At 70.1% G+C, this 24,350-nt stretch carries 21 protein-coding genes; 2 read left to right on the top strand and 19 right to left on the bottom strand.

Annotated features, from left to right (window positions below; translation table 11 throughout):
- Window positions 1-36 precede the first annotated feature (36 nt).
- The 19 genes from GD880_RS08370 to GD880_RS08280 all read right to left on the bottom strand — a co-directional run bounded on the left by GD880_RS08370 (window position 37) and on the right by GD880_RS08280 (window position 22,285).
- Window positions 37-1,164 (bottom strand): bifunctional 2-methylcitrate synthase/citrate synthase, encoded by a 1,128-nt coding sequence (locus GD880_RS08370; RefSeq protein ID WP_152231168.1) that lies wholly within the window; start codon window positions 1,162-1,164, stop codon window positions 37-39.
- A 55-nt stretch (window positions 1,165-1,219) separates the two neighbouring features.
- Window positions 1,220-2,119 carry a methylisocitrate lyase gene (prpB, locus tag GD880_RS08365; RefSeq protein ID WP_152231167.1) on the bottom strand — a complete coding sequence of 300 codons (900 nt, stop codon included), beginning with the start codon at window positions 2,117-2,119 and terminating at the stop codon, window positions 1,220-1,222.
- Window positions 2,119-3,645 carry an MmgE/PrpD family protein gene (locus GD880_RS08360; protein WP_152231207.1) on the bottom strand — a complete coding sequence of 509 codons (1,527 nt, stop codon included), beginning with the start codon at window positions 3,643-3,645 and terminating at the stop codon, window positions 2,119-2,121. Before GD880_RS08360 ends, prpB begins: the two co-directional genes overlap by 1 nt.
- Before the next feature lie 11 nt (window positions 3,646-3,656).
- On the bottom strand, window positions 3,657-4,409 hold the full coding sequence (locus GD880_RS08355) for a GntR family transcriptional regulator (RefSeq protein ID WP_152231166.1): 753 nt from the start codon (window positions 4,407-4,409) through the stop codon (window positions 3,657-3,659).
- A gap of 258 nt (window positions 4,410-4,667) precedes the next feature.
- Window positions 4,668-6,119 carry a Re/Si-specific NAD(P)(+) transhydrogenase subunit beta gene (pntB, locus tag GD880_RS08350; RefSeq protein WP_226909478.1) on the bottom strand — a complete coding sequence of 484 codons (1,452 nt, stop codon included), beginning with the start codon at window positions 6,117-6,119 and terminating at the stop codon, window positions 4,668-4,670.
- A gap of 3 nt (window positions 6,120-6,122) precedes the next feature.
- Window positions 6,123-7,652, bottom strand: coding sequence for a Re/Si-specific NAD(P)(+) transhydrogenase subunit alpha (locus GD880_RS08345; protein WP_152231165.1), 1,530 nt, complete (start codon window positions 7,650-7,652; stop codon window positions 6,123-6,125).
- 176 nt (window positions 7,653-7,828) lie between these two features.
- Window positions 7,829-8,806 (bottom strand): NAD(P)H-quinone oxidoreductase, encoded by a 978-nt coding sequence (locus GD880_RS08340; protein ID WP_152231164.1) that lies wholly within the window; start codon window positions 8,804-8,806, stop codon window positions 7,829-7,831.
- A gap of 160 nt (window positions 8,807-8,966) precedes the next feature.
- A complete protein-coding gene (locus GD880_RS08335) occupies window positions 8,967-9,692 on the bottom strand; it encodes an ABC transporter permease (protein WP_193314415.1) in 726 nt (241 codons plus the stop codon).
- A 164-nt stretch (window positions 9,693-9,856) separates the two neighbouring features.
- Window positions 9,857-10,708 carry an ABC transporter ATP-binding protein gene (locus tag GD880_RS08330; protein ID WP_152231162.1) on the bottom strand — a complete coding sequence of 284 codons (852 nt, stop codon included), beginning with the start codon at window positions 10,706-10,708 and terminating at the stop codon, window positions 9,857-9,859.
- Window positions 10,709-10,734: 26 nt separating this feature from the next.
- The gene (locus tag GD880_RS08325) at window positions 10,735-11,763 is read right to left on the bottom strand and encodes an ABC transporter substrate-binding protein (protein ID WP_152231161.1); all 1,029 of its coding nucleotides are present in this window, start codon (window positions 11,761-11,763) and stop codon (window positions 10,735-10,737) included.
- 297 nt (window positions 11,764-12,060) lie between these two features.
- Window positions 12,061-13,233 (bottom strand): alpha-hydroxy acid oxidase, encoded by a 1,173-nt coding sequence (locus tag GD880_RS08320; RefSeq protein ID WP_152231160.1) that lies wholly within the window; start codon window positions 13,231-13,233, stop codon window positions 12,061-12,063.
- A 137-nt stretch (window positions 13,234-13,370) separates the two neighbouring features.
- The gene (locus GD880_RS20660; protein WP_226909477.1) at window positions 13,371-14,222 is read right to left on the bottom strand and encodes a cytochrome b/b6 domain-containing protein; all 852 of its coding nucleotides are present in this window, start codon (window positions 14,220-14,222) and stop codon (window positions 13,371-13,373) included.
- Between the two features lie 783 nt (window positions 14,223-15,005).
- Window positions 15,006-15,992 carry an electron transfer flavoprotein subunit alpha/FixB family protein gene (locus tag GD880_RS08310; RefSeq protein ID WP_152231158.1) on the bottom strand — a complete coding sequence of 329 codons (987 nt, stop codon included), beginning with the start codon at window positions 15,990-15,992 and terminating at the stop codon, window positions 15,006-15,008.
- An 11-nt stretch (window positions 15,993-16,003) separates the two neighbouring features.
- A complete protein-coding gene (locus GD880_RS08305) occupies window positions 16,004-16,780 on the bottom strand; it encodes an electron transfer flavoprotein subunit beta/FixA family protein (RefSeq protein ID WP_152231157.1) in 777 nt (258 codons plus the stop codon).
- Window positions 16,781-16,840: 60 nt separating this feature from the next.
- Entirely contained in the window at window positions 16,841-17,617 is a 777-nt protein-coding gene (locus GD880_RS08300) for an enoyl-CoA hydratase (protein ID WP_152231156.1), read from the bottom strand.
- Entirely contained in the window at window positions 17,614-18,540 is a 927-nt protein-coding gene (gene mmsB, locus GD880_RS08295; protein ID WP_152231155.1) for a 3-hydroxyisobutyrate dehydrogenase, read from the bottom strand. Before mmsB ends, GD880_RS08300 begins: the two co-directional genes overlap by 4 nt.
- Window positions 18,537-19,607 carry an enoyl-CoA hydratase/isomerase family protein gene (locus GD880_RS08290; protein WP_152231154.1) on the bottom strand — a complete coding sequence of 357 codons (1,071 nt, stop codon included), beginning with the start codon at window positions 19,605-19,607 and terminating at the stop codon, window positions 18,537-18,539. The genes mmsB and GD880_RS08290 overlap by 4 nt, the downstream gene beginning before the upstream one ends.
- Window positions 19,604-20,758 (bottom strand): acyl-CoA dehydrogenase family protein, encoded by a 1,155-nt coding sequence (locus tag GD880_RS08285; protein WP_152231153.1) that lies wholly within the window; start codon window positions 20,756-20,758, stop codon window positions 19,604-19,606. The genes GD880_RS08290 and GD880_RS08285 overlap by 4 nt, the downstream gene beginning before the upstream one ends.
- Before the next feature lie 3 nt (window positions 20,759-20,761).
- A complete protein-coding gene (locus GD880_RS08280; protein WP_405002736.1) occupies window positions 20,762-22,285 on the bottom strand; it encodes a CoA-acylating methylmalonate-semialdehyde dehydrogenase in 1,524 nt (507 codons plus the stop codon).
- 131 nt (window positions 22,286-22,416) lie between these two features.
- Between GD880_RS08280 and GD880_RS08275 the strand changes: the two genes are divergently transcribed.
- Together GD880_RS08275 and GD880_RS08270 are read left to right on the top strand one after the other, a co-directional pair.
- The gene (locus tag GD880_RS08275) at window positions 22,417-23,586 is read left to right on the top strand and encodes an acetyl-CoA C-acetyltransferase (protein WP_152231152.1); all 1,170 of its coding nucleotides are present in this window, start codon (window positions 22,417-22,419) and stop codon (window positions 23,584-23,586) included.
- Window positions 23,587-23,641: 55 nt separating this feature from the next.
- Complete coding sequence (locus GD880_RS08270) at window positions 23,642-24,178, top strand: MarR family winged helix-turn-helix transcriptional regulator (RefSeq protein WP_152231151.1); 537 nt, start codon at window positions 23,642-23,644, stop codon at window positions 24,176-24,178.
- The last annotated feature ends 172 nt before the right edge of the window (window positions 24,179-24,350 follow it).

Here is a 24,350-nt window from a genome sequence, read left to right as displayed (position 1 = left end):
CCGCCGGACAGACGAGCGTCTGCCGGGCGGTTGCCGTCAGGCGAGGTGGCGCTCGTCGGGGCCGTTGTAGGCGCTGAGCGGGCGGATGAGCGCGTTGGCCTCGAGCTGCTCCATGATGTGCGCCGTCCAGCCGGTCACCCGGCTGGCCACGAACAGCGGCGTGAAGATCTCGGTGTCGAAGCCCATGAGGTGGTACGCCGGGCCCGAGGGGTAGTCGAGGTTGGGCTGGATGTTCTTGCGCGAGACCATGGCGTGCTCGAGGTTGTCGTACAGGGCGGCGAGGTCGGGCCGGTCGTAGTGGGCCACGAGGGTGTCCAGCGCGGCCTTCATGCTCGGCACGCGGGAGTCGCCGTTCTTGTAGACGCGGTGGCCGAAGCCCATGATCTTGCGCTTCTCGGCCAGGGCCTGCTCGAGCCAGGCCTCGGCCTTGTCGGCCGAGCCGATCTCGTCGAAGACGTGCATGACGGCCTCGTTGGCCCCGCCGTGCAGGGGGCCCTTGAGGGCGCCGATCGCCCCGACGACGGCGGAGTACAGGTCGGCCAGGGTGGAGGTGATGACGCGGGCAGTGAACGTGGACGCGTTGAAGGAGTGCTCGGCGTAGAGGATGAGGGAGACGCGGAAGGCGTCGACGACGACGGGCGCGGGCACCTCCCCGAACGTCATCCACAGGAAGTTCTCCGCGTAGTCCAGGTCCTCGCGGGCCGGAACGAGCTCCTGCCCGCGGCGCCGGCGCTGGTCGTAGGCCACGACGGCGGGCAGCTGGGCGAACAGGCGCACCGACTTGGCGAGGTTTGACGAGCGCGAGCTGTCGGCGGTGGCGGGGTCGTTGGCGCCGATGACGCTCACGGCGGTGCGCACGACGTCCATGGGGTGCGCGGACTTGGGCAGCGAGTCGATGGTCGCCCGGACGTTGCCGGCGAGCTCGCGCTGGGCGCGCTCGTCCCGCTGGAAGGCGGCCAGCTCGACCTCGGTGGGCAGCTCGCCGTGCCACAGGAGGTAGGCCACCTCCTCGAACGAGCAGCCGGCGGCGAGCTCCTGGACCGGGTAGCCCCGGTACAGCAGGGAGTTGGTCTCAGGGTTGACCTTGGAGATGGCGGTGGTGTCGACGACGACGCCGGCCAGTCCCTTGCGGATCTCCGGTGCAGCCTGGGTCTGGGTGGTCATGATCGCTCCTTTGCGGTGATGGCTCTGGCGGACGCTGCGGGCGGCGCCCGGCCCCTCAGGGCCGGGCGGTGTAGGTGAAGATCGAGGTGTCGAAGTGGTTGTAGTCGGCGTAGTCGAGCAGCTCGTAGAGCCGGGCGCGGTGCTGCATCTCCTCCACGACCGAGGCGAGCGTGCCCTCCTCGGTGAGCGTGTCCAGGGCCCGTTCGGCCGCGCCCATGGCCACGCGCAGCAGCGAGACGGGGTAGATGACGATGTTGATGCCGACGTCGGCGAGCTGGGCGGTGGTGAACAGCTCGGACTTGCCGAACTCGGTCATGTTGGCCAGCACCGGGACGTCGACGGCGCCGCGCACCGCCTCGAACTCGGCAAGATCACGCATGGCCTCGGGGAAGATGGCGTCGGCGCCGGCGTCGACCAGGGCCTTCGCCCGGTCGATCGCCGCCTGGAGACCGTCCACGGCCCGGATGTCCGTGCGCGCCATGATCAGGAGGTTGGGATCGCGGCGGGCGTCCACCGCGGCCCGGATCCGCCGGACGGCGGTGCCCGCGTCCACCGTCTGCTTGCCGTCGAGGTGGCCGCAGCGCTTGGGGTTGACCTGGTCCTCGATGTGCAGGCCGGCCACGCCGGCGTCCTCGAGCTCCTGGACGGTGCGGGCGACGTTCATCGGCTCGCCGAAGCCGGTGTCGGCGTCGACGAGCGTGGGCAGGTCGGTGACCCGGGCGATCTGCCGGCTCCGGCCGGCCACCTCGCTCAGGGTGGTCAGGCCGATGTCGGGCAGCCCGAGGTCCGCGGACAGCACGGCGCCGGAGATGTAGACGCCCTCGTAGCCCTTGTCCTGGATGAGCTTGGCGGACAGCGGGTTGAACGCGCCGGGAAAGCGCAGCAGCTCCCCGCTGGCGAGCCGCTCTCGCAGCGCGGCCCGCTTGGCCGCGGCGGTGGTCGTGGCGTAGAGCATCAGAAGATCCCCTCCGGGGCTGTGACCGAGGCGAGCAGCCCGGCCGGCGCCGTGACGGTCAGGTCCCCGAGCTCCTCGGCGCGCAGCTCGGGCAGGCGCTGGGCGACGTCGAGGAACCGCTCGATCTCGGCGTCGTCCAGGATGCCGGCGGCCAGCGTGCGGAACTTGTGCACGTATTGCGCGCGGCCGAAGGGCCGGGCGCCGAGCGGGTGGGCGTCGGCGACGGCGATCTCCTCGACGACCTTCGAGCCGTCGGCGAGGGTGATCTCCACCCGGCCGCCGAAGGCCTTCTCCGCCGGGTCGTCGGAGTGGTAGCGCCGGGTCCACTCCGGGTCCTCGGCGGTGGTGATCTTGTTCCACAGCGCCACCGTGTCCGGGCGGGCGGCGCGGGCGGGCGCGTAGGAGTCCACGTGGTGCCAGGCGCCGTCCTGCAGGGCCACCGCGAAGATGTACGGGATGGAGTGGTCCAGCGTCTCGCGGGAGGCGTGCGGGTCGTACTTCTGCGGGTCGTTCGCCCCCGAGCCGATGACGTAGTGGGTGTGGTGGCTGGTGTGGATGACGATCGAGGCGACGTTGGCCGGGTCCGCCAGCTCCGGCCGCTCCCGGTGGAGCTTGCGGGCCAGGTCGATGAGGGCCTGGGACTGGTACTCCGCCGAGTGCTCCTTGGTGTAGGTGTCCAGGATCGCCAGCTTGGGCGCGCCGGGAGCGGGCAGCGAGACCTCGTAGGCGGCGTCGGGGCCGTCGAGGAGCCAGGCGATGACGCCGTCCTCCCCCTCGTAGATCGGGGTCGGGGAGGTCTGGCCGCGCATCGCCCGGTCCACCGCCTCGATGGCGACCTTGCCGGCGAACGCCGGGGCGTGCGCCTTCCAGGTCGAGATCTCGCCCTTGCGGGACTGCCGGGTCGCCGTCGTCGTGTGCAGCGCCTGACCGACGGCCTGGAAGATCGTCTCGGGGTCGAGACCGAGCAGCGTGCCGATGCCGGCGGCGGCGGAGGGGCCCAGGTGGGCGACGTGGTCGATCTTGTGCTTGTGCAGGCTGATCGCGCGCACGAGGTCCACCTGGATCTCGTAGCCGGTGGCGATGCCGCGCACCAGCTGGGCCCCGGTCAGGCCCCGGCGTGCAGCCAGGTGCTGCGCGACGGCGACGATCGGGGGGATGTTGTCGCCGGGGTGGGAGTACTCGGCGGCGAGGAAGGTGTCGTGGTAGTCGAGCTCCCGGATGGCGACCCCGTTCGCCCAGGCGGCCCACTCCGGGCTGACCCGCTGCGTCCGGGGCGGCCCGAAGACCGTCGCCCCGGGGCCGTAGGGGTGCTCGAGCGCCTGGGCCCGGGCCGCGACGGCCGGCCCGCGGGTGAGCGAGGCGGTGGCGACGGCGGCGTTGTCGATGACCCGGTTGATGACCATGTCCGTCACCTCGTCGGTGACCTCCACCGGGTCGGTGGCGACCTCGGCGATCTTCCAGGCCAGCTGGCCGGAGCGCGGGAGGTTGTCCGCGCTGGGGTGGACGCGGACCTGGTGGGTGACCATCTGGTGGGTGATCATCGAGCTGCTGCCTCTCGTACGGGTGTGGGTGGGGTGCCGAGGTCGGTCTCGGCGGGGTCGGTGCCGGTGTCGGGGGCGTTGGCGGGCTCGCTGCCAGGCATGCCCGGCCCCTCCCCGGTCAGGGCGGTGAGGATGTGGGTCAGGCTGGCGCGCAGGTGGACCGCGGTGGCTTGAGCGGCCAGGGTGGCGTCACCCTCGGCGACGGCCCGGGCAATGAGCTCGTGCTCCTGGCTGGCCCGCACGAGCCGGTCGCGGTCGTCCTGGGAGAGGCGGCGGGCCCGCGCCACGTGCGAGCGCAGGGACGCCAGCGCACGCCGGAGGTAGGGGCTGGCCATGGCCTCGTCGATGGCGCTGTCGAGGTCCGCGACGAGCTGGTAGTAGGCGACGTGATCGCGGTCGTCCGCATCGAGCAGGGTGACGGCCGCGGCGAAGCGGTCCGCCAGCGCGGCGAACACCGCCGGGTCGGCGCGCCGGGCGGCGAGCCGCGCGGCCTGGGCCTCGAGCGCCTCGCGCAGCTCGAAGAGGTGGCGCACGTCCTGGGCGGAGATCGAGGACACCACCAGGGTGCGGCCCTTGCCGGCTACCGCGAGCCCTTCCGCGCCGAGCCGGCCGAGCGCCTCGCGCAGCGGCGTGCGGGAGACACCCAGGCGCGCCGCCTGCTCCACCTCACCGAGCACCGACCCCGGCGCAAGGCGCCCCGAGACGATCTCCTCACGGAGTGTCGTGTAGGCGAGCTCGCTAGCCAGCATGTTGGCCAGGCTACCGGCTTCGCTGGCGTTTGTATACATGGTCGGGGGCTTGCTCCGAGCGGGACCCTATCTTCGGGGCGGATGGCAAGGATTTGTATGCAGATGGGCGTCGATACCTATGTCGGCCTGGAGGGTGCCGGCGACGTCACGGCAGTTGCCAACCGGACCGGCATGCATAGCGTCGGGACGGGATGGATACCGATCCGACCAGCCGCGTCGGCGAGATCGCCCTGCCCGCTCCCCCATGAGTCCTGCCGGTCAGACGGTTCTGACGATGTCTTCGACCCGTTCCTTGGCGTCGCCGAAGAGCATGCGGGTGTTGTCCTTGAAGAACAGCGGGTTCTGGACGCCGGCGTAGCCGGTGGCCATGGAGCGTTTGAACACGATGACCTCCTTGGCGTTCCAAACCTGAAGGACCGGCATGCCGGCGATCGGGGAGCCGGGCTCTTCCAGGGCGGCGGGGTTGACGGTGTCGTTGGCGCCGATCACGAGCACGACGTCGGTGGCGCCGAAGTCGTCGTTGATCTCCTCCATCTCCAGGACGATGTCGTATGGCACCTTGGCCTCGGCGAGCAGGACGTTCATGTGCCCGGGCAGGCGCCCCGCGACGGGGTGGATGCCGAAGCGGACCTCGACGCCCTTCTCCCGCAGCTTGCGGGTCATCTCGGCGACGGGGTACTGCGCCTGCGCGACCGCCATGCCGTACCCCGGCGTGATGACGACCGACTTCGCGTCGGCGAGGAGCTGGGCGACCTCGCCTGCCTGGACCTCGCGGTGCTCGCCGTAGTCGCGCGCCTGCCCGGCGACGACGCCGTCGGAACCGAAGCCGCCGGCGATGACGCTGACGAAGGAGCGGTTCATCGCCTTGCACATGATGTAGCTCAGGATCGCACCGGAGGACCCGACCAGGGACCCGGTGATGATCAGCAGGTCGTTGCTCAGCATGAACCCGGCCGCGGCCGCCGCCCAACCGGAGTAGGAGTTGAGCATCGAGACGACCACCGGCATGTCGCCGCCGCCGATCGCGGCGACGAGGTGGAAGCCCAGCCACAGCGCGAGCACCGTCATCACCGCCAGGGGAACGAGCGCGGCGCCCTCGTCGTCGAGGACGAACCAGACCAGCAGGCCCGCCGAGGCCAGCAGGACGGCGAGGTTGAGCCAGTGCCGTCCGGGCAGCACCAGCGGCGCGGACCTCATCTTCGCGCTGAGCTTGAGGTAGGCCACGGCCGATCCGGTGAGCGTGACGGCCCCGATGAACACCCCGAGGAACACCTCGACGGCGTGGATGGTGCCCATCGCGCCGGCGTCGTGGGTGGCCGGCCCGGCCGCGAGGAAGGAGTTGTAGCCCACCAGCACCGCCGCCAGGCCCACGAAGCTGTGCAGCACCGCGATCAGCTCGGGCATGCCGGTCATCTGCACCGTGCGCGCCTTCCAGATGCCGATGACCGCGCCGACCGCCATCGGCGCGGCGATCAGCACCAGCGTGAGCGGCACCGAGGATGAGAAGCCCGGCAGCGCGGTCTGGCGCAGCGCGAGCACGACCGTGGCGACCAGGGCGATGACCATGCCGGTCATGCCGAAGACGTTGCCGCGCTTGGCGGTCTCGTGCCTCGACAGACCCGCCAGGGCCAGGATGAACAGGACGCCCGCGATGATGTAGGCCGCCTGGGCGAGGCCGGCCAGGCGCTCGGAGGCGAGGAGATCGGTCACGGGTCAGCCCTTCCGGAACATATCGAGCATGCGCAGCGTCACGAAGAAGCCTCCGAAGATGTTGATCGACGCCACCAGCACCGCGACGACCGCCAGCGCCGCGAGGACCGGGTTGTCGCTGCCGACCTGGAGGATCCCGCCGACGACGATGATCCCGGAGACGGCGTTGGTCTCGCTCATCAGCGGGGTGTGCAGGGCGTGGTGGACCTTGGAGATCACGTAGTAACCCACCACCACCGCCAGGGCGAACACCGTGAAGTGGCTCAGGAAGGCCGGCGGGGCGGCGGTCGCCAGGGCGGCGAAGGCCGCGGCGGTCAACCCCGCGCCGTACAGCCAGCGCCTGGGGTCCGGCGGCGGCTTGGGGGCGGCCGGCGCGACCTCGGCGGGCGGCGGCGCGGCGGGGGCGGCGGAGACCTGGACCGGCGGGGGCGGCCACAACGCCTCCCCGTCCCGGGTGACCGTGATGCCCCGCTGGACCACGTCGTCCAGGTCCAGGGTAAGCCGGCCGTCCTTCCCGGGGGTGAGCAGCTTGAGCAGGTTGACGACGTTGGTGCCGTAGAGCTGGCTGGTCTGGGCGGCGAGGCGACCGGCGAGGTCGGTGTAGCCCAGGATCGTCACCTGGTTGCCGGTCACGACCCGCTCGTCGGCGACGGTGGGCTCGACGTTGCCCCCGCTGGCCGCGGCCATGTCCACGATCACCGACCCCGGCCGCATGCCCGCCACCGTCTGGGCCGTGATCAGCCGCGGCGCCGGGCGACCCGGGATCAACGCGGTCGTGATGACGATGTCGGCGGCCCGGGCCTCCCTGTCGTACATCGCGGCCGTGGCCGCGGCCTGCGCGGCGGTCATCTCCTTGGCGTAGCCGTCGGTGGAGACCTCCTGCTCCATGTCGACGGTGACGAACTGGGCGCCCATCGACTCCACCTGCTCGGCCACCTCCGGGCGCACGTCAAAGGCGCGCACGACGGCGCCGAGCGCCCCGGCCGCCCCGATCGCGGCCAGGCCGGCCACCCCCGCGCCGACCACGAACACCCGCGCCGGCGGGACCTTGCCCGCCGCGGTGACCTGGCCCGTGAACAGCCGGCCGAACTCGTGCGCCGCCTCGATCACCGCCCGGTAGCCCGCGACGTTCGCCATGCTCGACAGCACATCCATCGACTGCGCGCGCGAGATGCGCGGCACCGCGTCCATCGCCAGCGCGGTCACTCCCGCCGCCCGCAGCCTCTCGACCAGCTCCGGGCTGCGCGCCGGCGCCATCAGGCCGATCACCGTCGCCCCGGGGCGCAGCCGGGCGATCTCCGCCTCGGTCGGGGCGTTGACCTTGACCACCACGTCGCTCAACCACACCTCGGACACGTCGCCGACAGCGATCCCGGCGTCGCGGAACGCCTGGTCGGGCTGATCAGCGGACCGGCCGGCCCCGGCCTCGACCACCACGTCGTACCCGAGCCTCGCCAGCTGCCCCGCCGTCACCGCCGTCGCGGCCACCAGCGTCTCGCCGGGCCGCATCTCGCGGGGGATGCCGATGCGCATCAATCTCTCTCCTCTACTTCATTGGAACGGAGGCGACAGTTCTGGCCGATGCCGCGGTTGAAACTCGGGCGCATCCAACCGCAACGGCACCGTGGATCGGTCAGACCGACCACCAGGCGGCATGCCATTGAGTAGCGCATACACGAGCGCGCCCGCGAACGCGTCTGCCGACGAGGTCACGTGGTCAGCACGATCTTCCCGACGTTGCTGCTCAGCTCCATCATGCGGTGCGCTTCCGCGGCTTCTTCCAGCGGGAGCACGGCATGCACCACGGGTTTGATGCGACCTGCCTCGACCAGCGGCCACACCTCGCGGACAACCTCGTGGCAGATGAGACCCTTCTCCGCCGCCGGCCGTGGCCGCAAGGAGGTGGCCAGGACGGTGGCACGCTTCTGCAGGAGCCTGCCGATGTTGAGCTCCCCCTTGGTCCCACCTTGCATGCCGATGATGGCGAGCCGCCCGCCAGTCCCCAGCACGGTGAGGTTTCGCTGCAGGTAAGAGGCGCCCATGTTGTCGAGGATGACGTCGACCCCCTCGCCGTCGGTGGCTTCCAGGATCACCTCGACGAAGTCGTCCTCGCGGTAGTTGATCGCGACGTCCGCTCCGAGCTCGACGCAGGCCGTGAGCTTGTCGGCGCTACCCGCCGTGGTGAACACGCGGTTGCCCCGAGCCTGGGCGAGCTGGATGGCGAAGGTCCCGATACCACCGCCTCCCCCATGAACCAGGATCGATTCGTGGTCGAGGAGGCCCGCGGCCATGTAGACGTTGGACCAGACCGTGCACGCCACCTCCGGGAGGGCGGCCGCGGACACCACGTCGAGACCGGCCGGCACGGGCATCACCTGGACCGCAGGCACGGCCACCAGCGATGCATAGCCACCACCGGCGAGCAGAGCGCACACGGTGTCCCCGACCGACCATCCGGTGACGTCGTCCGCGACCTCGACGATGGTCCCGCTGCACTCGAGCCCGATGATGTCGGAGACCCCCGGAGGGGGCGGGTAGTAGCCCCGGCGCTGCAGCGTGTCCGCGCGGTTGACGGCCGTGGCAGCGACCTGGATGAGCACCTCGCCCGACCGGAGGACGGGGTCCGCCACGGTCTCGACCTGCAGGACCTCCGGGTCGCCGAAGGTGGGGGCAACCGCTGCTCGCATCTGGCTACTCCTTGACCGGCCGGCGCTTCGACCAGAGCCTACATTCATCATGAGGAATATGCGACCCGGTGAGGCCCGCGTCGGCCTGCCGCCGGCAGGCAATCGGAACGACCACGCCAGGCTGAGCCAGCACCCGCAAGTCGGGACTGCGCCCGGCGCCTCAGACCTCCTGCCACACCAGGAGCCGGCGCTCGGCGAGCGAGAACAGGGCGTTGGTTGCTACTGCGATGATCATCAGGACCACGAGGATCGCGAAGACGGTGTCGATCTGGTAGGACGACGAGTAGAGGACGATGTCCTGACCGAGCCCGTTGGTCGTGGCGATCATCTCGGAGGCGATGACACCGAGCAACGAGTACGTGAAGGTGAGCCGCAGGCCGGCGAACATCGTCGGCACCGCCGAGGGAAGGACGACCTTCCACAGCGTGGCCGTCCTGCTCAGGCCGACGACCCGGGACATGGTCATCAGGTCGTGGTCGACCGACCGCACCGCCGAGCGGGCGTTCTCCGCCAGGATGAAGAACACGATGCTCACCGCGAGCACGACCTTGGCGCTCATGGTCAGCCCGAACCAGGTGATGAACAGCGGTGCGAGTGCGATACGGGGCACGCTGTTCAACGGCGCCAGGAAGGGCCCGATGATCCCGTCGAGGGTTCGGCTCAGGCCCAGCGCCAAGCCCGCGATCGTGCCGGTCACCGAACCGATCACGAATGCGATGGCGATGGCGCCGAAGGTCGCCGTCATGGATGCGCTGGCACGCTCGGACGGGACGTACTCGAGGAACGACGTCACGACTCCGGTAGGGCTGCCGAAGAGCAGGGGGTCGATCCATCCGCTTCGTGCGGCGGTCTCCCATACGGCGAGGAACCCCACGAGGAGCAGCACGCGACCGGTGTGGATGGCTGCTCGGCGCGGCTTGCGCTCGGTCGACCTGCGGCTGGGCGCCTTCGTGCGAGGGGACCCTTCGCGTGGCTGGACGGCGGGCTCGGCTCGAACGGTCGTCGTCATCGCGGCTCTCTCCTGGGTCTTTCAAGGGGATGGACGTGGTGTCACGGGGAGACGATGGCGCCTTCGAGGCACTCGAAGAGCTCGTGCGTCACCGCTTTGAACTCGTCCTCGAACGTCATCTCGCCCAAGTGGTCGGCGCGCGGCCGGGGCAGGTCGACCAGTTTGTCCTGGGCGATACGGCCGGGCCCGGGGAGCATGACGATGACGCGGTCGGCAAGCAGGACCGCTTCCTGCAGATCGTGGGTGACGAAGATGACCGTCTTCCGGCGATCGGGATCCTGGTTCTCCCAGATGCGGAGGAACTCCGATTGCAGCGTGAGCTTCGTCCGGGCGTCGAGCGCCGCGAAGGGCTCGTCCATCAGGAGCAAAGAAGGATCTGCGGCGAGGGTCCGCGCCAGTCCGACGCGCTGCCGCATCCCCTGGGACAGCTGTAGCCGGTACTGCGTCTCTCGTCCCGAGAGCCCCACCAGGTCGAGCATCTCTCGGGCTCGCTCTCTGCGGCGGGCTCGGTCCCAGCCCCGTGTCTCGAGCGGCAGCTCGACGTTGCGCAGCGCGCTGCGCCATGGCAGCAGTGCATCGCGGGCGAACATGTAGCCGATGTCGAGGTTCGGAAGGACGGGACGCCGGCCGTCGAGCGTGATCTGCCCCTTCGTGGGCTCGACGAGACCAGCGAGCATGTTGAGAAGCGTGGTTTTCCCGCAACCGCTGGCACCGACGAGAGCGACGAACTGCCCCTTGGGGATCGAGAGGTTGATCTCCTCGAGCGCCAGGAACTGCGCACTCTTGGCGGAACCGCCATTCTCGGAGCTCTTGCGGAGCTGAAACGTGCGCTCGACGCCCGCGAAGGTGATGAAGTCAGTGGGATCGGCCCGTTGGGTTTGAACGGTACTCATGGAGCCTCCTGCGTCCCGTCTCGCGCCTACCGGCCCGTCTTGTCGTCCACGAGGGACTCGTAGGTCACCGCGCTCGCGCCGCTGAGCACGCCACTCGCCGCGTACCCCTTGAGGGTGACCTCGATGACGTCCTGGGGAAGCTCCGTCGAGTAAGGCTCGTACTGGCTGGAGACGATGAGCGCAGCGATATCGGCCGGCAAGCCGGTGTCGTCCACCAACGCCTCCTCGACGCTGTCCGCGTTCGCGGGGTCCTGCACGTAGTCGATCCCTCGCTGCACCGCCCGGCAGAAGCCAGCCGCGGCCTCGGGTTCGGCCTCGAGCCAGGCCGTGGGAGCTGCCCATCCGCTGCCGTACCAGTCGCGGTATGCCGCCGGCCCGTCGGGGAGGTAGGCGAGGACCTTCTGATTCCCCGACTCCGTCAGGAACTGCGTGCCAGGCGGGCTCGCAATTGCCGCTTCGACGTCGCCGTTGTCGAGGGCCGGGCCGGTGGTCGTGTTGCTCCCGCCGACGTTGACGTACGTGACGTCTGTGACGCCCACTTCCTCGAACGCCGCGGCAGTGATCAGCTGGAACCCCGCTCCGACCGGCACCTGGACGCCGAAAGTCTTGCCGTCCAACGCCTTCAGGACTTCCTCCCAGCTCGCCCCCTCCTCCATGTTGGGAAGATCGGAGTCGATGTTGGCCACGACGCTGGACTGCACCTCGCCGATGTGGCCGCAGAACATCTTGACCTTCTCCCCCGCCTCGGCGGCCTGCGCAACGGTAGCCACGGAGAACTGCCCGACCTGGGACTTCGTCGAGGTCAGGGCTTGGATGCCGGGAAGGTTGTTGGGCTGCGGAATCTCCTTGATCGCCACTCCCTCGTCCTCGAAGTAGCCCTCCTGCTCGGCGATCACGACCGGCAGCCGGTAGGCGACGCCTGGAAACATCATGACCTGGATCTCCGCGAGGTCTTGGCTGGCCGCGCCGCTCGCCCCGCCGGCGCAAGCACTCAAGCCGAGCAGAGAGACGACGGCGAGTGCGACGCCGCAGGTGGTACGCCTTCCGAAGGGCATGGTGAAACTCCTCCACGTTGAGGGGTGCTAATCCGCCACCTTCACGAAGTGACGATCACCACGATGTTTCATCATGAGGAATCGTCTGTCAAGGGGCATGTTTACACCCACCGCCACGTCGACGTCGGGCGTCGGACCGCGAGAGGTTCTTCGACTACCGCGGGCCGGCAGCAGTGCTCGGAAGGCGGTGACCGGCGCCCAAGGGGCGGCGGAGTCCGGCTGTGGCGCAAGACCGTCGGAATGGATCCAGGTCAACGCTGCCTCGATCGAGCCGCCGCCAGCGGTTGAGGTCGAGAGTCACGATCTCCACGGATTCAGGCCATGACCAGCGGCCGCCGACGACGCGGCCAGGACCTCGGGGGTGATCTGGTCGAACGAGTGGAGGCCGAGGAAAGCGAGCGCCACGTGTACCTCGTCCCTCAACAGTCGAGCGACCCGGGCGACCCCGGCAGGGCCAGCGGCCGCCAGACCGTGGAGGTAGGGTCGGCCGACGAGACTCGCTGTGGCACCGAGTGCGCGCATCCGGACGACGTCGATCCCACGGCGGACGCCGCCGTCGACCAGGACTTCGAGGTCACCGGCTACAGCGTCGACGACGCTGCGAACTGCGGAGGCCGTGGACACAACACCGTCCAGGTTGCGCGCGCCGTGGTTGGACACGACAACTGCGTCGACGCCGAGGCTCACCATCTCACGGACCTTGTCAGGCCCCAGTAGACCCTTGACGACCAGCGGTCCGTCCCACCGTGCTCGCAGCCATCCGAGGTCGTCCAGGGTGACCGGCCGGAGTCCGCTCATCGCCGTCTCGAAGCTGTAGTAGGCGCGCCGCGCCGCGGTCAGCGAAAAGCCCGCGCTCTTGTTCCCCAGCACGAAGTTCTTCGCCCACACCGGCCGCGACATACCGGCAAGAGCGAGCCTGGCCGTCACCGTCAGGGGGAACGAGATCCCGTTGCGCATGTCGCGCTCGCGGTACGGCATCATCGGGGTGTCCACGCTGACGACGAGCGCCTGGTAGCGGTTGGCCCGCACCACGCTGATCAGGTCTTCGTTGCGGCGCATGTCCGGGCTCAGGTAGATCTGGTACCAGAGCGGGCCGGTCGCCGCCGCCGCCACCGCGTCGAGCGGCTCGCTCGCTCCACCAGGAACGATGTAGCCGACTCCGGATCGCCCGGCCGCCTCGGCCACGGCGCGCTCGGCTGCCGGGTGGCACATCCGCGCATAGCTGCAGGGCGCGAACATGAACGGCATCGCCATGCGTTGCCCCAGCACGGTGGTCGAGAGGTCGACCTCGCGGACGTCCTCCAGATTCCGCGGCACCAGTCGCATCGCCTCGAGGTCGGCCCGGTTCGCCGCCAAGGTCGTCTCGTCCCCGGCTCCGCCGTCGATCACCTCCAGCACGGCACGAGGCAGCCTGCGTTTCGCCAAGCGGTGAACGTCCGCGAGGTTGAGTACCCGGTCGATTGCTGCCACGCGGTTCTCCCATCATGCGACGTCTTCGTGTCGTGTCCGGCGGAGTGGTGCCAGAGCCAGCGGCTCGGCTGGTGTTGACCAGTCCGGACCAGGACGGCTCGGCCGAGCCTCCCCGACAGCCGGGGCGGCAGCAGGCCTCAGCGCGTGCTCACCCTGCCGAACAGCCCGGCGATCGGCGCGAGGACGAGTGGTCGTGCAGCGACCCAGGCGGCCGCAATGACGACCAACGACCCGGCGAAGATCCAGAACCCGGTCCAGTTGACGGCGTCCTGTGACGCGTACATGTGGTTGAGGTTTCGCAGGGCCCCCGTCGCGAGGACCATCGCGACGTGGCCGATGATGAAGGTCACGAAGTAGAGCATCACCGGGAAGTGGACGGCACGCGCCCACTTGACCGGGTAGAGCTTGTTCAGCTTCTGCGCTTCCTTCGGCCAGATGCCGGACATCCGCACCCCGGTCAGGGCGGCGAGCGGCGCGGCGATGAAGACGGTGGTGAAGTAGGCGAGCTGCTGCAGGCCGTTGTAGTTCACCCAGCCGCTCTCCGTCGGCCAGTCGAGCGACAGGTACTGCAACCCGGCCGACACGGCGTTGGGGAACACCTCCCAGCTCGTGGGCACGATACGCATCCAGTGCCCCGTGGCGACCAGCAGGACGATGAAGACGACGCCGTTGACGAGCCACAGGATGTCGAGCGACTGGTGAAGCCACAGCTGGAGACTGATCTTCTGCTTCGAGTTCCAGCGTGGGGTCCAGTACGCGCTCGGACGCTTCTCACGACGCACCATCAAACCGCTACGGATGATCAGCACGGTGAGGAACACGTTGAAGAAGTGCTGCCATCCGAGCCACGCGGGGATGCCCGTGGGTGCCGACTCCGGCAGGTCGTACGTACCCGGATAGGTGGTGAGGAAGTCGCTCACGGCGTCACGACCGATCAACCACCGGGCGAACAGCACCGCCAGCGCTGCGACGATCAGCAGCCCGGCCACGCCGACGGCGGCCCGTCCTGCCCACTGGAGCGCGGTGTACCGGCCATATCGGCTTCGCTCCGGGCGTGCTGCACCGCTGGGCGCCGCCGACGGGGTGCTCGCCGTCGCCGTGGGAGTGCTGGTCTCCGGCCTGGGCGTAGTGAGACCCGACCGCCGAGTCGAGGGCGACGCCGGCGGCGAGGCGGGAGCCGGTGCCGTGGAGGCGCCGGCACGAGGGAGACCCGCCCGCCGGCCGGGGGCAGCAGCAGCGGGTGCCGCTCCCCCAGCCACCGGCGCCGCGGCCGACGCCGACCCGTCCGACTGACCCGGGCGAGGAAGCCCCTGGCGACGTGTACCAGCTGGCGGGCTCGCGGCAGGAGAGGCTGTCGTCGAACCCGACGACGCCTGCGGCGCCGCGTCAGCGGGGATCGCAGGGTCCGACTTCACACCGGATAGGGGCGACCCGTTCTCCTCGCTCGGCCTCCTGGGCAGCCCACTGCGCCGACGTTCACCGGCGAGCGCTGTGCTGGGCCGCGAGGAGACCCCTGCGGAGGGGACGGGAGCCGCCTGGCTTGCCGAGTCACCATCGGTCCCGGCGGGTCGCGAGGTCGTCCCGTTGCCGGAGGGGTCAGGCCTCCCCGCCTGCGCCGACGGCGCGCTCCCCGCCGCTGGCTGCGCGGCGACGGGGTCCTCCGGATCAGACGACAACGGGTCGCTGGACGCAGTGGACGTCGCCGGCGGCCACTGCTCCGCCCCCGGCCGTCGCGGAAGGCCCCGACGGGGTCGCGAAGCGGTCGTCATTGCTCAGTTCCTCTGCGCCTGGAGCGACTCGATGAGCTGGGGCACCACCGAGAACACGTCGCCGACGACACCGAAGTCCGCGATCTCGAAGATCGGCGCATCGGGGTCCTTGTTGACGGCGACGATCGTCTTGGCGGTCTGCATGCCCGCCCGGTGCTGGATCGCGCCGGAGATCCCGAGCGCCACGTAAAGCTGGGGGGCGACCGCGACGCCGGTCTGGCCGACCTGGTGGGAGTGGGGGACGTAGCCCGCGTCCACGGCCGCCCGCGACGCGCCCACCGCCGCGCCGAGCTCGTCGGCGAGCTGCTCGACGAGGACGAACTGCTCCTTGGAGCCGAGCCCACGCCCACCCGAGACGACCTTGGCAGCCCCCCGAAGCTCGGGCCTGCTCGACGCCACCTTCACCGGCTCGAACCCGTCGATGCGGGCCGCTCGGCGCCCGGACGGGGCGACGTGCAGCCGCTCGATCACCACCGGCTTCCCCTCCGCCCGGGCATCGACGGCACCCTGGCGGATCGTGGCGACGAGGGTTCCGAAGGTGACGGCGGAGTCGACGTTGTAGGCGCCACCGTAGACCGAGTGGTGGGCCACCACGCCCTCGTCGTCCCGGGAGACGCCGACCGCGTCAACCGCCAGGCCCAGCCCCCGGCGGGCGGCCACCGCGGCGGCCACGTCTCGCCCGTCGACCGAGTGCGAGATGAGCACGGCGTCCGGCTGGGTCGCGTCGATCGCGGCGGAGACCGCGTCGATCACCGGGACGCCGAGGCTCGACGAGACGTCAGCGGCTTCGCTGACGAGGACCTTGACCGCACCGAGGTCTGCGGCGGCTTGCGCCGCCTCCTCGTGCGCGCCCGGCCCAGTCACGACAAGGGCGACGGGTGTCCCGATGCCGGCCGCCGCCCCGAGGAGCCCGGCCGTGCTCTTCGCGACACCTCCCTCCGGCGTCACCTCGATGAGGACGAGGACCGCATTCTGCTCTGCGTTCGTCATAGCTGTGCTCCTCAGGCGAGACGGTTGGAGACGAGGAACTCCGCGAGCTGCGCGCCCGCCTCCCCGTCGTCGACGATCTTGACCCCGGCCCCGCGAGCCGGCTGCTCGGACAACCCCACGATGATCGACCGGCCCTTCGCGGTGGCCTCGACGTCGATGCCCAGGTCGGACAGGGTGAGGGTCTCGTACGGCTTCTTCTTCGCCGCCATGATGCCCTTGAAGTTCGGGAAGCGGGCGTCGGGCAGGGCCTCGGTGATCGAGACCACCGCGGGCAGGTCGGCCGAGACGCGGGCGACGCCATCATCCGTGACGCGAGTTCCTGAGACCCTGTCGGGGGCGATCTCCACTGTCGACAGGGAGGTGACGTGAGGGACGCCGAGCAGCTCGGCCAGCATCGCCGGGACTGCCGATCCGGTCCCGTCGGTGGACAGGTTGCCCGTGATGACGAGGTCGAACCCGACGCGCTGCAGTGCCGCAGCCAGGACCTCGGCGGTAAGTCCCAGGTCGGCGCCGAGGAGCGCGTCGTCGGCGACATGGACCGCGGACGCCGCACCCATCGCGAGGCCCTTGCGGATCGTCGCCGCCGCCGACTCAGGACCCATCGACAGGAGGCTGACCTCGACGTCGCCCATCTGGTCCGCGGTGGAGAGCGCGAGCTCGAGCGCACGCTCGCCGATCTCGTCAAGCACTGCGTCGCCGGCGGCCCGGTCGGCAAGTCCGGTCTCCAGGTTCAGCTTCCGGTCACCGTAGGTGTCGGGCACTTCCTTCACCAGTACGACAATCTTCATGGTGGCAACTCCTTCGTCACGTCAAAGCAGGTTCATCGCCGGGCTCGCCCCGCGCCGGTGTCATCGATGGGTGAACTCGGCTGCCCGCTTGCCACGGAACGCAGCCATGCCCTCAGTCTGGTCGTCGAGGGCGAAGGTTGCGGCGAATGCCTGCTTCTCGAAACGCAAGCCTTCCTCCAGCGTCGTCTCCTGGGCGGCCTGGAGCGCGTGCTTCGCGGCGTAGACGACCGGGAGCGACTTCGCGGCGATCGTCTCGGCGACGCGCGCCGCCTCCTCGAGCAGCTCGCCTGCCGGCACGACGCGCGACACCAACCCCGCGCGCTCGGCCTCTTCAGCACCCATCGTCCGGCCGGTGAGCACCAGCTCGGCGGCCTTGTACTTGCCCACGGCCCGCGGCAACCGCTGGGTGCCACCGATGCCCGGGATGACCCCGAGGTTGATCTCGGGCTGGCCGAACTTCGCCGTGTCGGCCGCCAGGATGATGTCGCACATCATCGCCAGCTCACAGCCTCCGCCCAGGGCGTAACCGGCAACGGCGGCGATCACCGGCGTCCGCAGCTTCCCGAAGTCCCCCCACGAGGCGAACGGGTCGTTGAGGAACATGTCGACGTACTGCTTGTCGGCCATCTCCTTGATGTCGGCCCCCGCCGCGAACGCGCGGTCGGAGCCGGTCAGGACGATCGCCCCGACCTCGGCATCGTCGTCGAAGGCCTTCGCCGCATCGACGATCTCGGCCACCGAGGCCGCATTGAGCGCGTTCAGGGCCTCGGGCCGGTTGAGGGTGATCCACCCGACGCGCCCCCGCTTCTCGACGAGGATGGTGGTGTAGTGGGTCATCGCTGAGCTCCCTGGGTTGCCGAGGTGCTGTGCGCACGGATCGTCTGGATGATGCCGGAGAAGTCGCGGTCCGTGCCCTCACCGTTCGCGTAGGCGAGGTACATCTCGCGGGCGAGGCGGCCCATGCGCGCGTCGACGCCGACGAGGTCGATCGCCTGCTCGGCCAGCCCCAGGTCCTTCGACATGAGCGCGCCGGCGAACCCTGGCTGGTAGTCGCGGTTGGCCGGACTGGTCGGTACCGGGCCCGGGACCGGGCAGTTCGTGCTGAGCGCCCAGCACTGGCCCGTGGCGTTGGACGCCACGTCGAACAGCGTCTGGTGCGAGAGCCCGAGTCGCTCACCGAGCACGAACGCCTCCGCGACCGCGATCTGCGAGACCGCGAGGAGCATGTTGTTGCAGACCTTCGCGGCCTGCCCGAGCCCGGGCCCGCCACAGTGGACCACGCGCCGACCCATGGTCTCCAGCAGCGGGACCGCCTGGGCGAAGTCGCGCTCGTCGCCGCCGACCATAAACGCGAGGGTGCCATTCTCCGCCCCGACCACGCCGCCCGACACCGGTGCGTCGAGGGAGCGATGGCCCGCGCCCACGGCGAGCTCGTGCGCGTGGCGCGCCTCGTCGACCGCGATGGTCGACGAGTCGATGAACAGCGTGTCGGGACTGGCGGCGCCGAGAATCCCGGGGTCAGAGTCGGTCCCGCGATAGAGGTCGATGACGTGCCGGCCGGCGGGCAGCATCGTGATGACCACTCGCGCACCCATCACCGCCTCGGCGGCGGACGCGACGACGTCGATGCCGGCTGCGCGAGCCGCATCGAGAGCGGCGGGCGACAGGTCGAAACCGCGGACCTCGTGCCCGGCGGCGCGCAGGTTCTTGGCCATGGGGCCGCCCATGTGGCCGAGCCCGATGAATCCGATCGTGGTCATGAGGTCTCCTTCGACATGACGCGGGCGGAGTGGAACGAGCCCCACGGGGACTCGCGGAAGAACTCCTCCACCATGGATGTGGTGATCTCGCCGAGGTCGGCCGGCCTCCAGGCCGGCGAGCGGTCCTTGTCGATGACCTGGGCACGGATGCCCTCGGCGAAGTCGGGGGCGGACAGATGCCGGGTGGACACCCGGAACTCCTGCTCCAGCGCCTCCTCGAGCGAGTCCAGCGCCCGGGCGCGACGGAGTGCCTCGAGGGCGACGCTGACGGCGGTCGGTGACTTCGCCGCAACCGTCCCAGCGATCTGGCGTGCTGGCTCATCCCCGTCGGCCTCGAGTGCGGCGATGATCTCGCAGACCGTTGCCTGCCCGAAGGTCCGGTCCGTGAGCTCACGCTCGGCCTCGAGCGGGGCCGGTCCGGGGTCCGCTCGCACGGCGGCGATGGCGATGTCGGGCTCCTCGGTGCCCAGCCGGTCGAGCAGAGCCGGGATCAGCTCCGACGGCACGAACTGGTCGGACAGGCCAACGAGGATCGCGTCTGCCGCACCGACGTGAGCGCCGGTGAGCGCGAGCCTCGTGCCGAGCTCGCCGGGCGAGCGCGAGAGCAGCCACGTGCCGCCGACGTCCGGGACGAACCCGATGGTGACCTCGGGGAAGCCGAGGCGCGACCGCTCGGTGACGACGCGGTGGGACGCGTGCGCGGAGATCCCGATACCCCCGCCAAGCACGAGCCCGTCCTGGACCGCCACGATGGGCTTGGGGTAGGTAGCGATCCGCGCGTTCATCGCGTACTCGTCGGCCCAGAACTCCACGGCTGGCTCCGCCGGCCCCTCCACTGCTGCCTCGTAGAGGGCCACGATGTCCCCTCCGGCACACAGGCCCCGTTCCCCGGCACCGGTGATGGCGACGGTTCGGACGGCGTCGTCGTGCTCCCACTCGTCGAGGGCACGGGACACGAGCAGGACCATCTCGTGGGTGAGCGCGTTGATCGCCCGCGGACGGTTGAGCGTGATGAGGCCCAGCACTCCTCGGCGCTCGAGGAGTACTGGTTGGTCCGTCCCGCTCATGACATTCCCTTCGCTCTGCGGAGCACCTCTCGGCCGATGATCACGCGCATGATCTCGTTGGTGCCCTCGAGGATCTGGTGCACTCGTAGGTCACGGACGACCCGTTCGATGCCGTACTCGTGCAGGTAGCCGTACCCCCCGTGCATCTGCAGCGCCGTGTTGGCCACCTGGAAGGCGACGTCGGTGGCGAACCGTTTCGCCTTCGCGCATGCGACCGCCACGTCGGGCGCCTCGTCGTCCATCTTCTGCGCCGCGTGCTGCAGCAGGAGCCGCGCCGCGTGCAGCTCGGTCTCCATGTCCGCGAGCCCGAACACGATGCTCTGGTTCGCCGCCAGCGGGGCACCGAACGCCTCGCGCTCCTGGACGTAGCGCGCCGCCTTCTCGAATGCCCACTGAGCGCCACCGAGGGACGCGGCAGCAACGTTGACGCGGCCGCCGTTCAGGCCCTTCATCGCGATCTTGAAGCCGTCGCCCTCGGCACCGAGCCGGTAGGACACCGGGACACGGACGTCGTCGAACATCACCTGTCGGGTGGGCTGGGCGTTCCAGCCCATCTTCTTCTCGTTCGGCCCGAAGCTCATTCCCGCGGTGCCGGCCGGGACGACGATCGCGCTGATGCCGTCCGGGCCCGGTCCCCCGGTGCGAGCCATGAGGAGGTACACGGCCGACGTGCCGGCGCCCGAGATGAACTGCTTGGTGCCGTTGATGACGTAGTGGTCGCCATCGCGGCGGGCGGACGTCGTCAGCGCCGCTGCGTCGGAGCCGGCGCCGGGCTCGGTGAGGCAGTAGCTGCCGAGGTCCTCCATGGTGACGAGGCGCGGCACCCACCGGTGGCGCTGGTCCTCGTCGCCGAAGCGGTCGATCATCCAGGCAACCATGTTGTGGATGGAGATGTACGCGGCGAGCGTGGTGTCTCCGCGGGCCAGCTCCTCGAAGATGGCGACGGCGTCGGAACGGCTCAAGCCACTGCCGCCGACGTCCTCGCGGACGTACACGCCACCGAGTCCCATCTCGCCGGCTTGCCGGAGCGTGTCGACGGGGAAGTGCTTCTCGGCATCCCACTGGTTGGCGTACGGCTCGAGCTCAGCCTCCGCGAAGTCGCGGACCGCCTCGACGAGCGCCGCACGCTCCTCGGTCATGGTTGTCGCCATGGCTCAGCTCATCGTCGGGATCACGAAGCTGGCGCCTTCCTTGATCCCGGAAGGCCAGCGGCTCGTGACGGTCTTCGTCTTGGTGTAGAAGCGGAAGGCGTCGGGCCCGTGCTGGTTGAGGTCGCCGAATCCGGACTTCTTCCAGCCGCCGAAGGTGTGGTAGGCGATGGGAACCGGGATCGGAACGTTGACCCCGACCATGCCGACGTCGATCCGGGCGGAGAAGTCCCGGGCGGCGTCGCCGTCGCGCGTGAAGATCGCGACACCGTTGCCGAACTGGTGGTTGTTGACCATCGCGACGGCCTGCTCGTAGTCGGCTGCCCGCGCGATCGTCAGGACCGGGCCGAAGATCTCTTCCTTATAGATCGTCATGTCAGGCGTGACGTGGTCGAAGAGGGTGGGGCCGAGGTAGAAGCCGTTCTCGTGCCCGGCGACGGTGTAGCCCCGGCCGTCGGCCAGCAGCGTCGCCCCCTCGTCGATGCCCTGCTGGATGTACGCGCTGACCCGGTCGACCGCGTCTCTCGACACGAGCGGGCCGTAGTCGACGCCCTCTGCGAGCGCCGGCCCCACCTTGAGGTCCTTCACCCGCTCGACGAGCTTCGCGGCCAGCGCCTCGGCGGCCGCCTCCCCGACCGGGACGGCGACGGAGATCGCCATGCACCGCTCGCCCGCGGAGCCGTAGCCGGCCCCGATGAGCGCGTCGACGACCTGGTCCATGTCGGCGTCGGGCATGACGACCATGTGGTTCTTCGCGCCGCCGAAGCACTGTGCGCGCTTGCCGTTGGCTGCAGCCGTGGCGTAGATGTACTGCGCGATGGGGGTCGAGCCCACGAACCCGACAGCCCTGATCCGGTCGTCGTGCAGGATCGCGTCGACCGCCTCCTTGTCGCCGTTGACGACGTTGAGCACGCCCTCGGGCAGGCCCGCCTCGAGGAAGAGCTCGGCGATGCGCAGCGGCACCGAGGGGTCACGCTCGCTCGGCTTGAGCACGAAGGCGTTGCCCGCCGCGAGCGCCGGGCCCATCTTCCACAGCGGAATCATCGCCGGGAAGTTGAACGGGGTGATGCCGGCGACGACGCCGAGGGGCTGACGCATGCTGTAGACGTCGATGCCGGTGCCGGCACCGGTCGTGTACTCGCCCTTGAGGAGGTGCGGCGCACCGACCGCGAACTCGACAACCTCCACGCCGCGCTGGATGTCACCCTTGGCATCGTCGAGCGTCTTGCCGTGCTCCCGGGAGAGGGTGCGGGCGAGGCTCGGCGTGTCCTTGGCGATCAGGTCGAGGAACTTCAGCAGCACGCGGGCGCGCCGCTGGGGGTTGTACGCGCCCCAGACCTGCTGCGCCTCCTCGCTCACCGCGATCGCCGCGGCAACCTCGTCGGCGCTCGCGAGGGGCACCCTTGCCTGCACCTGTCCGGTGCTGGGGTCGAACACGTCGGAGAAGCGACCCGAGGTGCCGCTGACGTGGCGTCCGCCGACGAAATGGGTGAGCTCGCGGGTCGTGGTTGTGGTCATGCTGGCGGTCATGCTGCGGTCCCTCCGTTGGGTGAAGCATCTGCTGCAGGATACTATGACAGCCAACTATATACTATGAAGTCCAAACAGACCCCGCCCGGGCCGCTCCGCCTGTCTGCGGTGGGCTCGACGAAGGAGAAGCCATGACCAGCGTCATCGTCTCGGGAGCCCGCACCCCGATCGGCAAGCTGCTGGGGACTCTCGCTCCCCTCGGCGCCGCCCAGCTCGGGGGGATCGCCATCCGCGCCGCGCTCGAGCGCGCAGGAGTCGAGCCGGGCGATGCCGAGGCGGTCTACTTCGGCAACGTCGTGCAGGCCGGCGTGGGCCCCAACCCCGCGCGCCTCGCCGCCGTCGCCGCGGACGTTCCGCTGAGCGTCCCTGCCACGTCGATCAACAAGCTCTGCCTGTCCGGGATGACCTCCATCGGGCACGCCGACCTCGCGATCCGCGGGGGCCTCGCACAGACCGTCATCGCCGGTGGCACGGAATCGATGACTAACGCCCCGCACCTGACAGACGTGCGCGGCGGGGTGAAGTACGGGTCGGCCGACCTCGCCGACGCGCTCGAGCGCGACGCCCTCGTGTGCGGCATCGACGGTCTGGTCATGGGGGCCGGCACGGAGAAGTATCAGGCCGAGCTGCAGATCACCCGCGACGAGCAGGACGCCTTCGCGGCCCGTTCCCACGAGCGCGCCGCTGCCGCCATCGCGAACGACATCTTCGCCGAGGAGATCGTGTCGGTGACGGTCCGACGCGGCCGCCGCACGGAGGTCGTCACGCAGGATGAGGGCGTACGCCCGGGGACGACAGCGGAGTCACTGGCGGCGCTCCGCCCCGCCTTCGCCCCCGACGGCACCATCACCGCCGGCTCGGCCTCGCAGCTCTCCGACGGCGCCGCGGCTGTCGTGGTCATGGACAAGGCCGAAGCCGAGCGTCGCGGCATCCCGTGGCTCGCCGAGATCGTGTCGTACGCGAGCGTCGCCGGCCCCGATCCCTCACTGCTCCACCAGCCCGCCCGGGCCATCGCGCACGCAACGAAGCGCGCGGGAGTGGCCGTGTCGGACCTCGAGCTCGTGGAGATCAACGAAGCCTTCGCCAGCGTAGCGATCGCCTCGACACGCGAGCTGGGCATCGACCCCGAGATCGTCAACGTCAACGGAGGGGCGATCGCCCTCGGCCACCCGGTCGGCATGTCCGGTGCCCGCCTCGCTCTCACACTAGCGCTGGAGCTTCGCCGCCGCGGCGCCGGCCTCGGTGTCGCCTCCCTGTGCGGGGGCGGTGGCCAGGGTGATGCACTCGTCCTGCGGGTCTGACCCGACCGAGCTGGGTGTTGACGGCACGCGCTACCGCGCGAGGAGGAAATGATCGATGGCGCAACAACAGCCACTACCGGTCGACCCGATCGCTGAGGCACGCCGTCAGTGGTTGGCGCACGGCTGGGAGGACGCCGCGGACGGAATGGCCGCGGTCACAAGTGTCATGCGTGCCCAGCAGCTCATGCTGGCGCGCATCGACCAGGCGCTCAAACCGCACGGGTTGAGCTTCGCCCGCTACGAGATGCTCCGTCTGCTCGCCTTCGCCCGCGAGGGCCGGCTGCCCATGGCAAGCGCGACCGCACGCCTGCAGGTCCATCCCGCGAGCGTGACCAATACCGTTGACCGGCTCGAGCACGACGGCCTCGTGCGCCGGGAACCCCACCCGCACGACGGCCGGGCGACGATCCTGGTACTGACGGACGCGGGAGGGGAGCGGGTAGAGGCGGCCACCGCCTCGCTCAACGACGAGGTCTTCACCCGGCCCGGCCTCACCGAGGACGAGACGCGGACCCTCGTGCGCACGCTCGCGGCGCTCCGTCAACGAGCGGGTGACTTCGCCGAGCCCAGACCAGTGCCCGACCCGCTCTGACCAAACCTACTCCACGTGGCTTCCTCAGCCCGAGGGAAGCAATGGGGCACCTCGCGACGATCCGGAAAGTACCCGATCTACTCGTGCGCGAGAAACACGGCTCACCTACAAACCCGGGCGTAACCGGCGCCGCCGGCGGCGGCGCTCGGTGATGCAGGAGGCTCACCCTCAC

This window comes from Georgenia ruanii (assembly GCF_009193175.1).
Classification (GTDB): domain Bacteria; phylum Actinomycetota; class Actinomycetes; order Actinomycetales; family Actinomycetaceae; genus Georgenia; species Georgenia ruanii.
The sequence above is the reverse complement of the archived record's forward strand: the minus strand, read 5'-3'. Positions and strand labels throughout refer to the sequence as shown.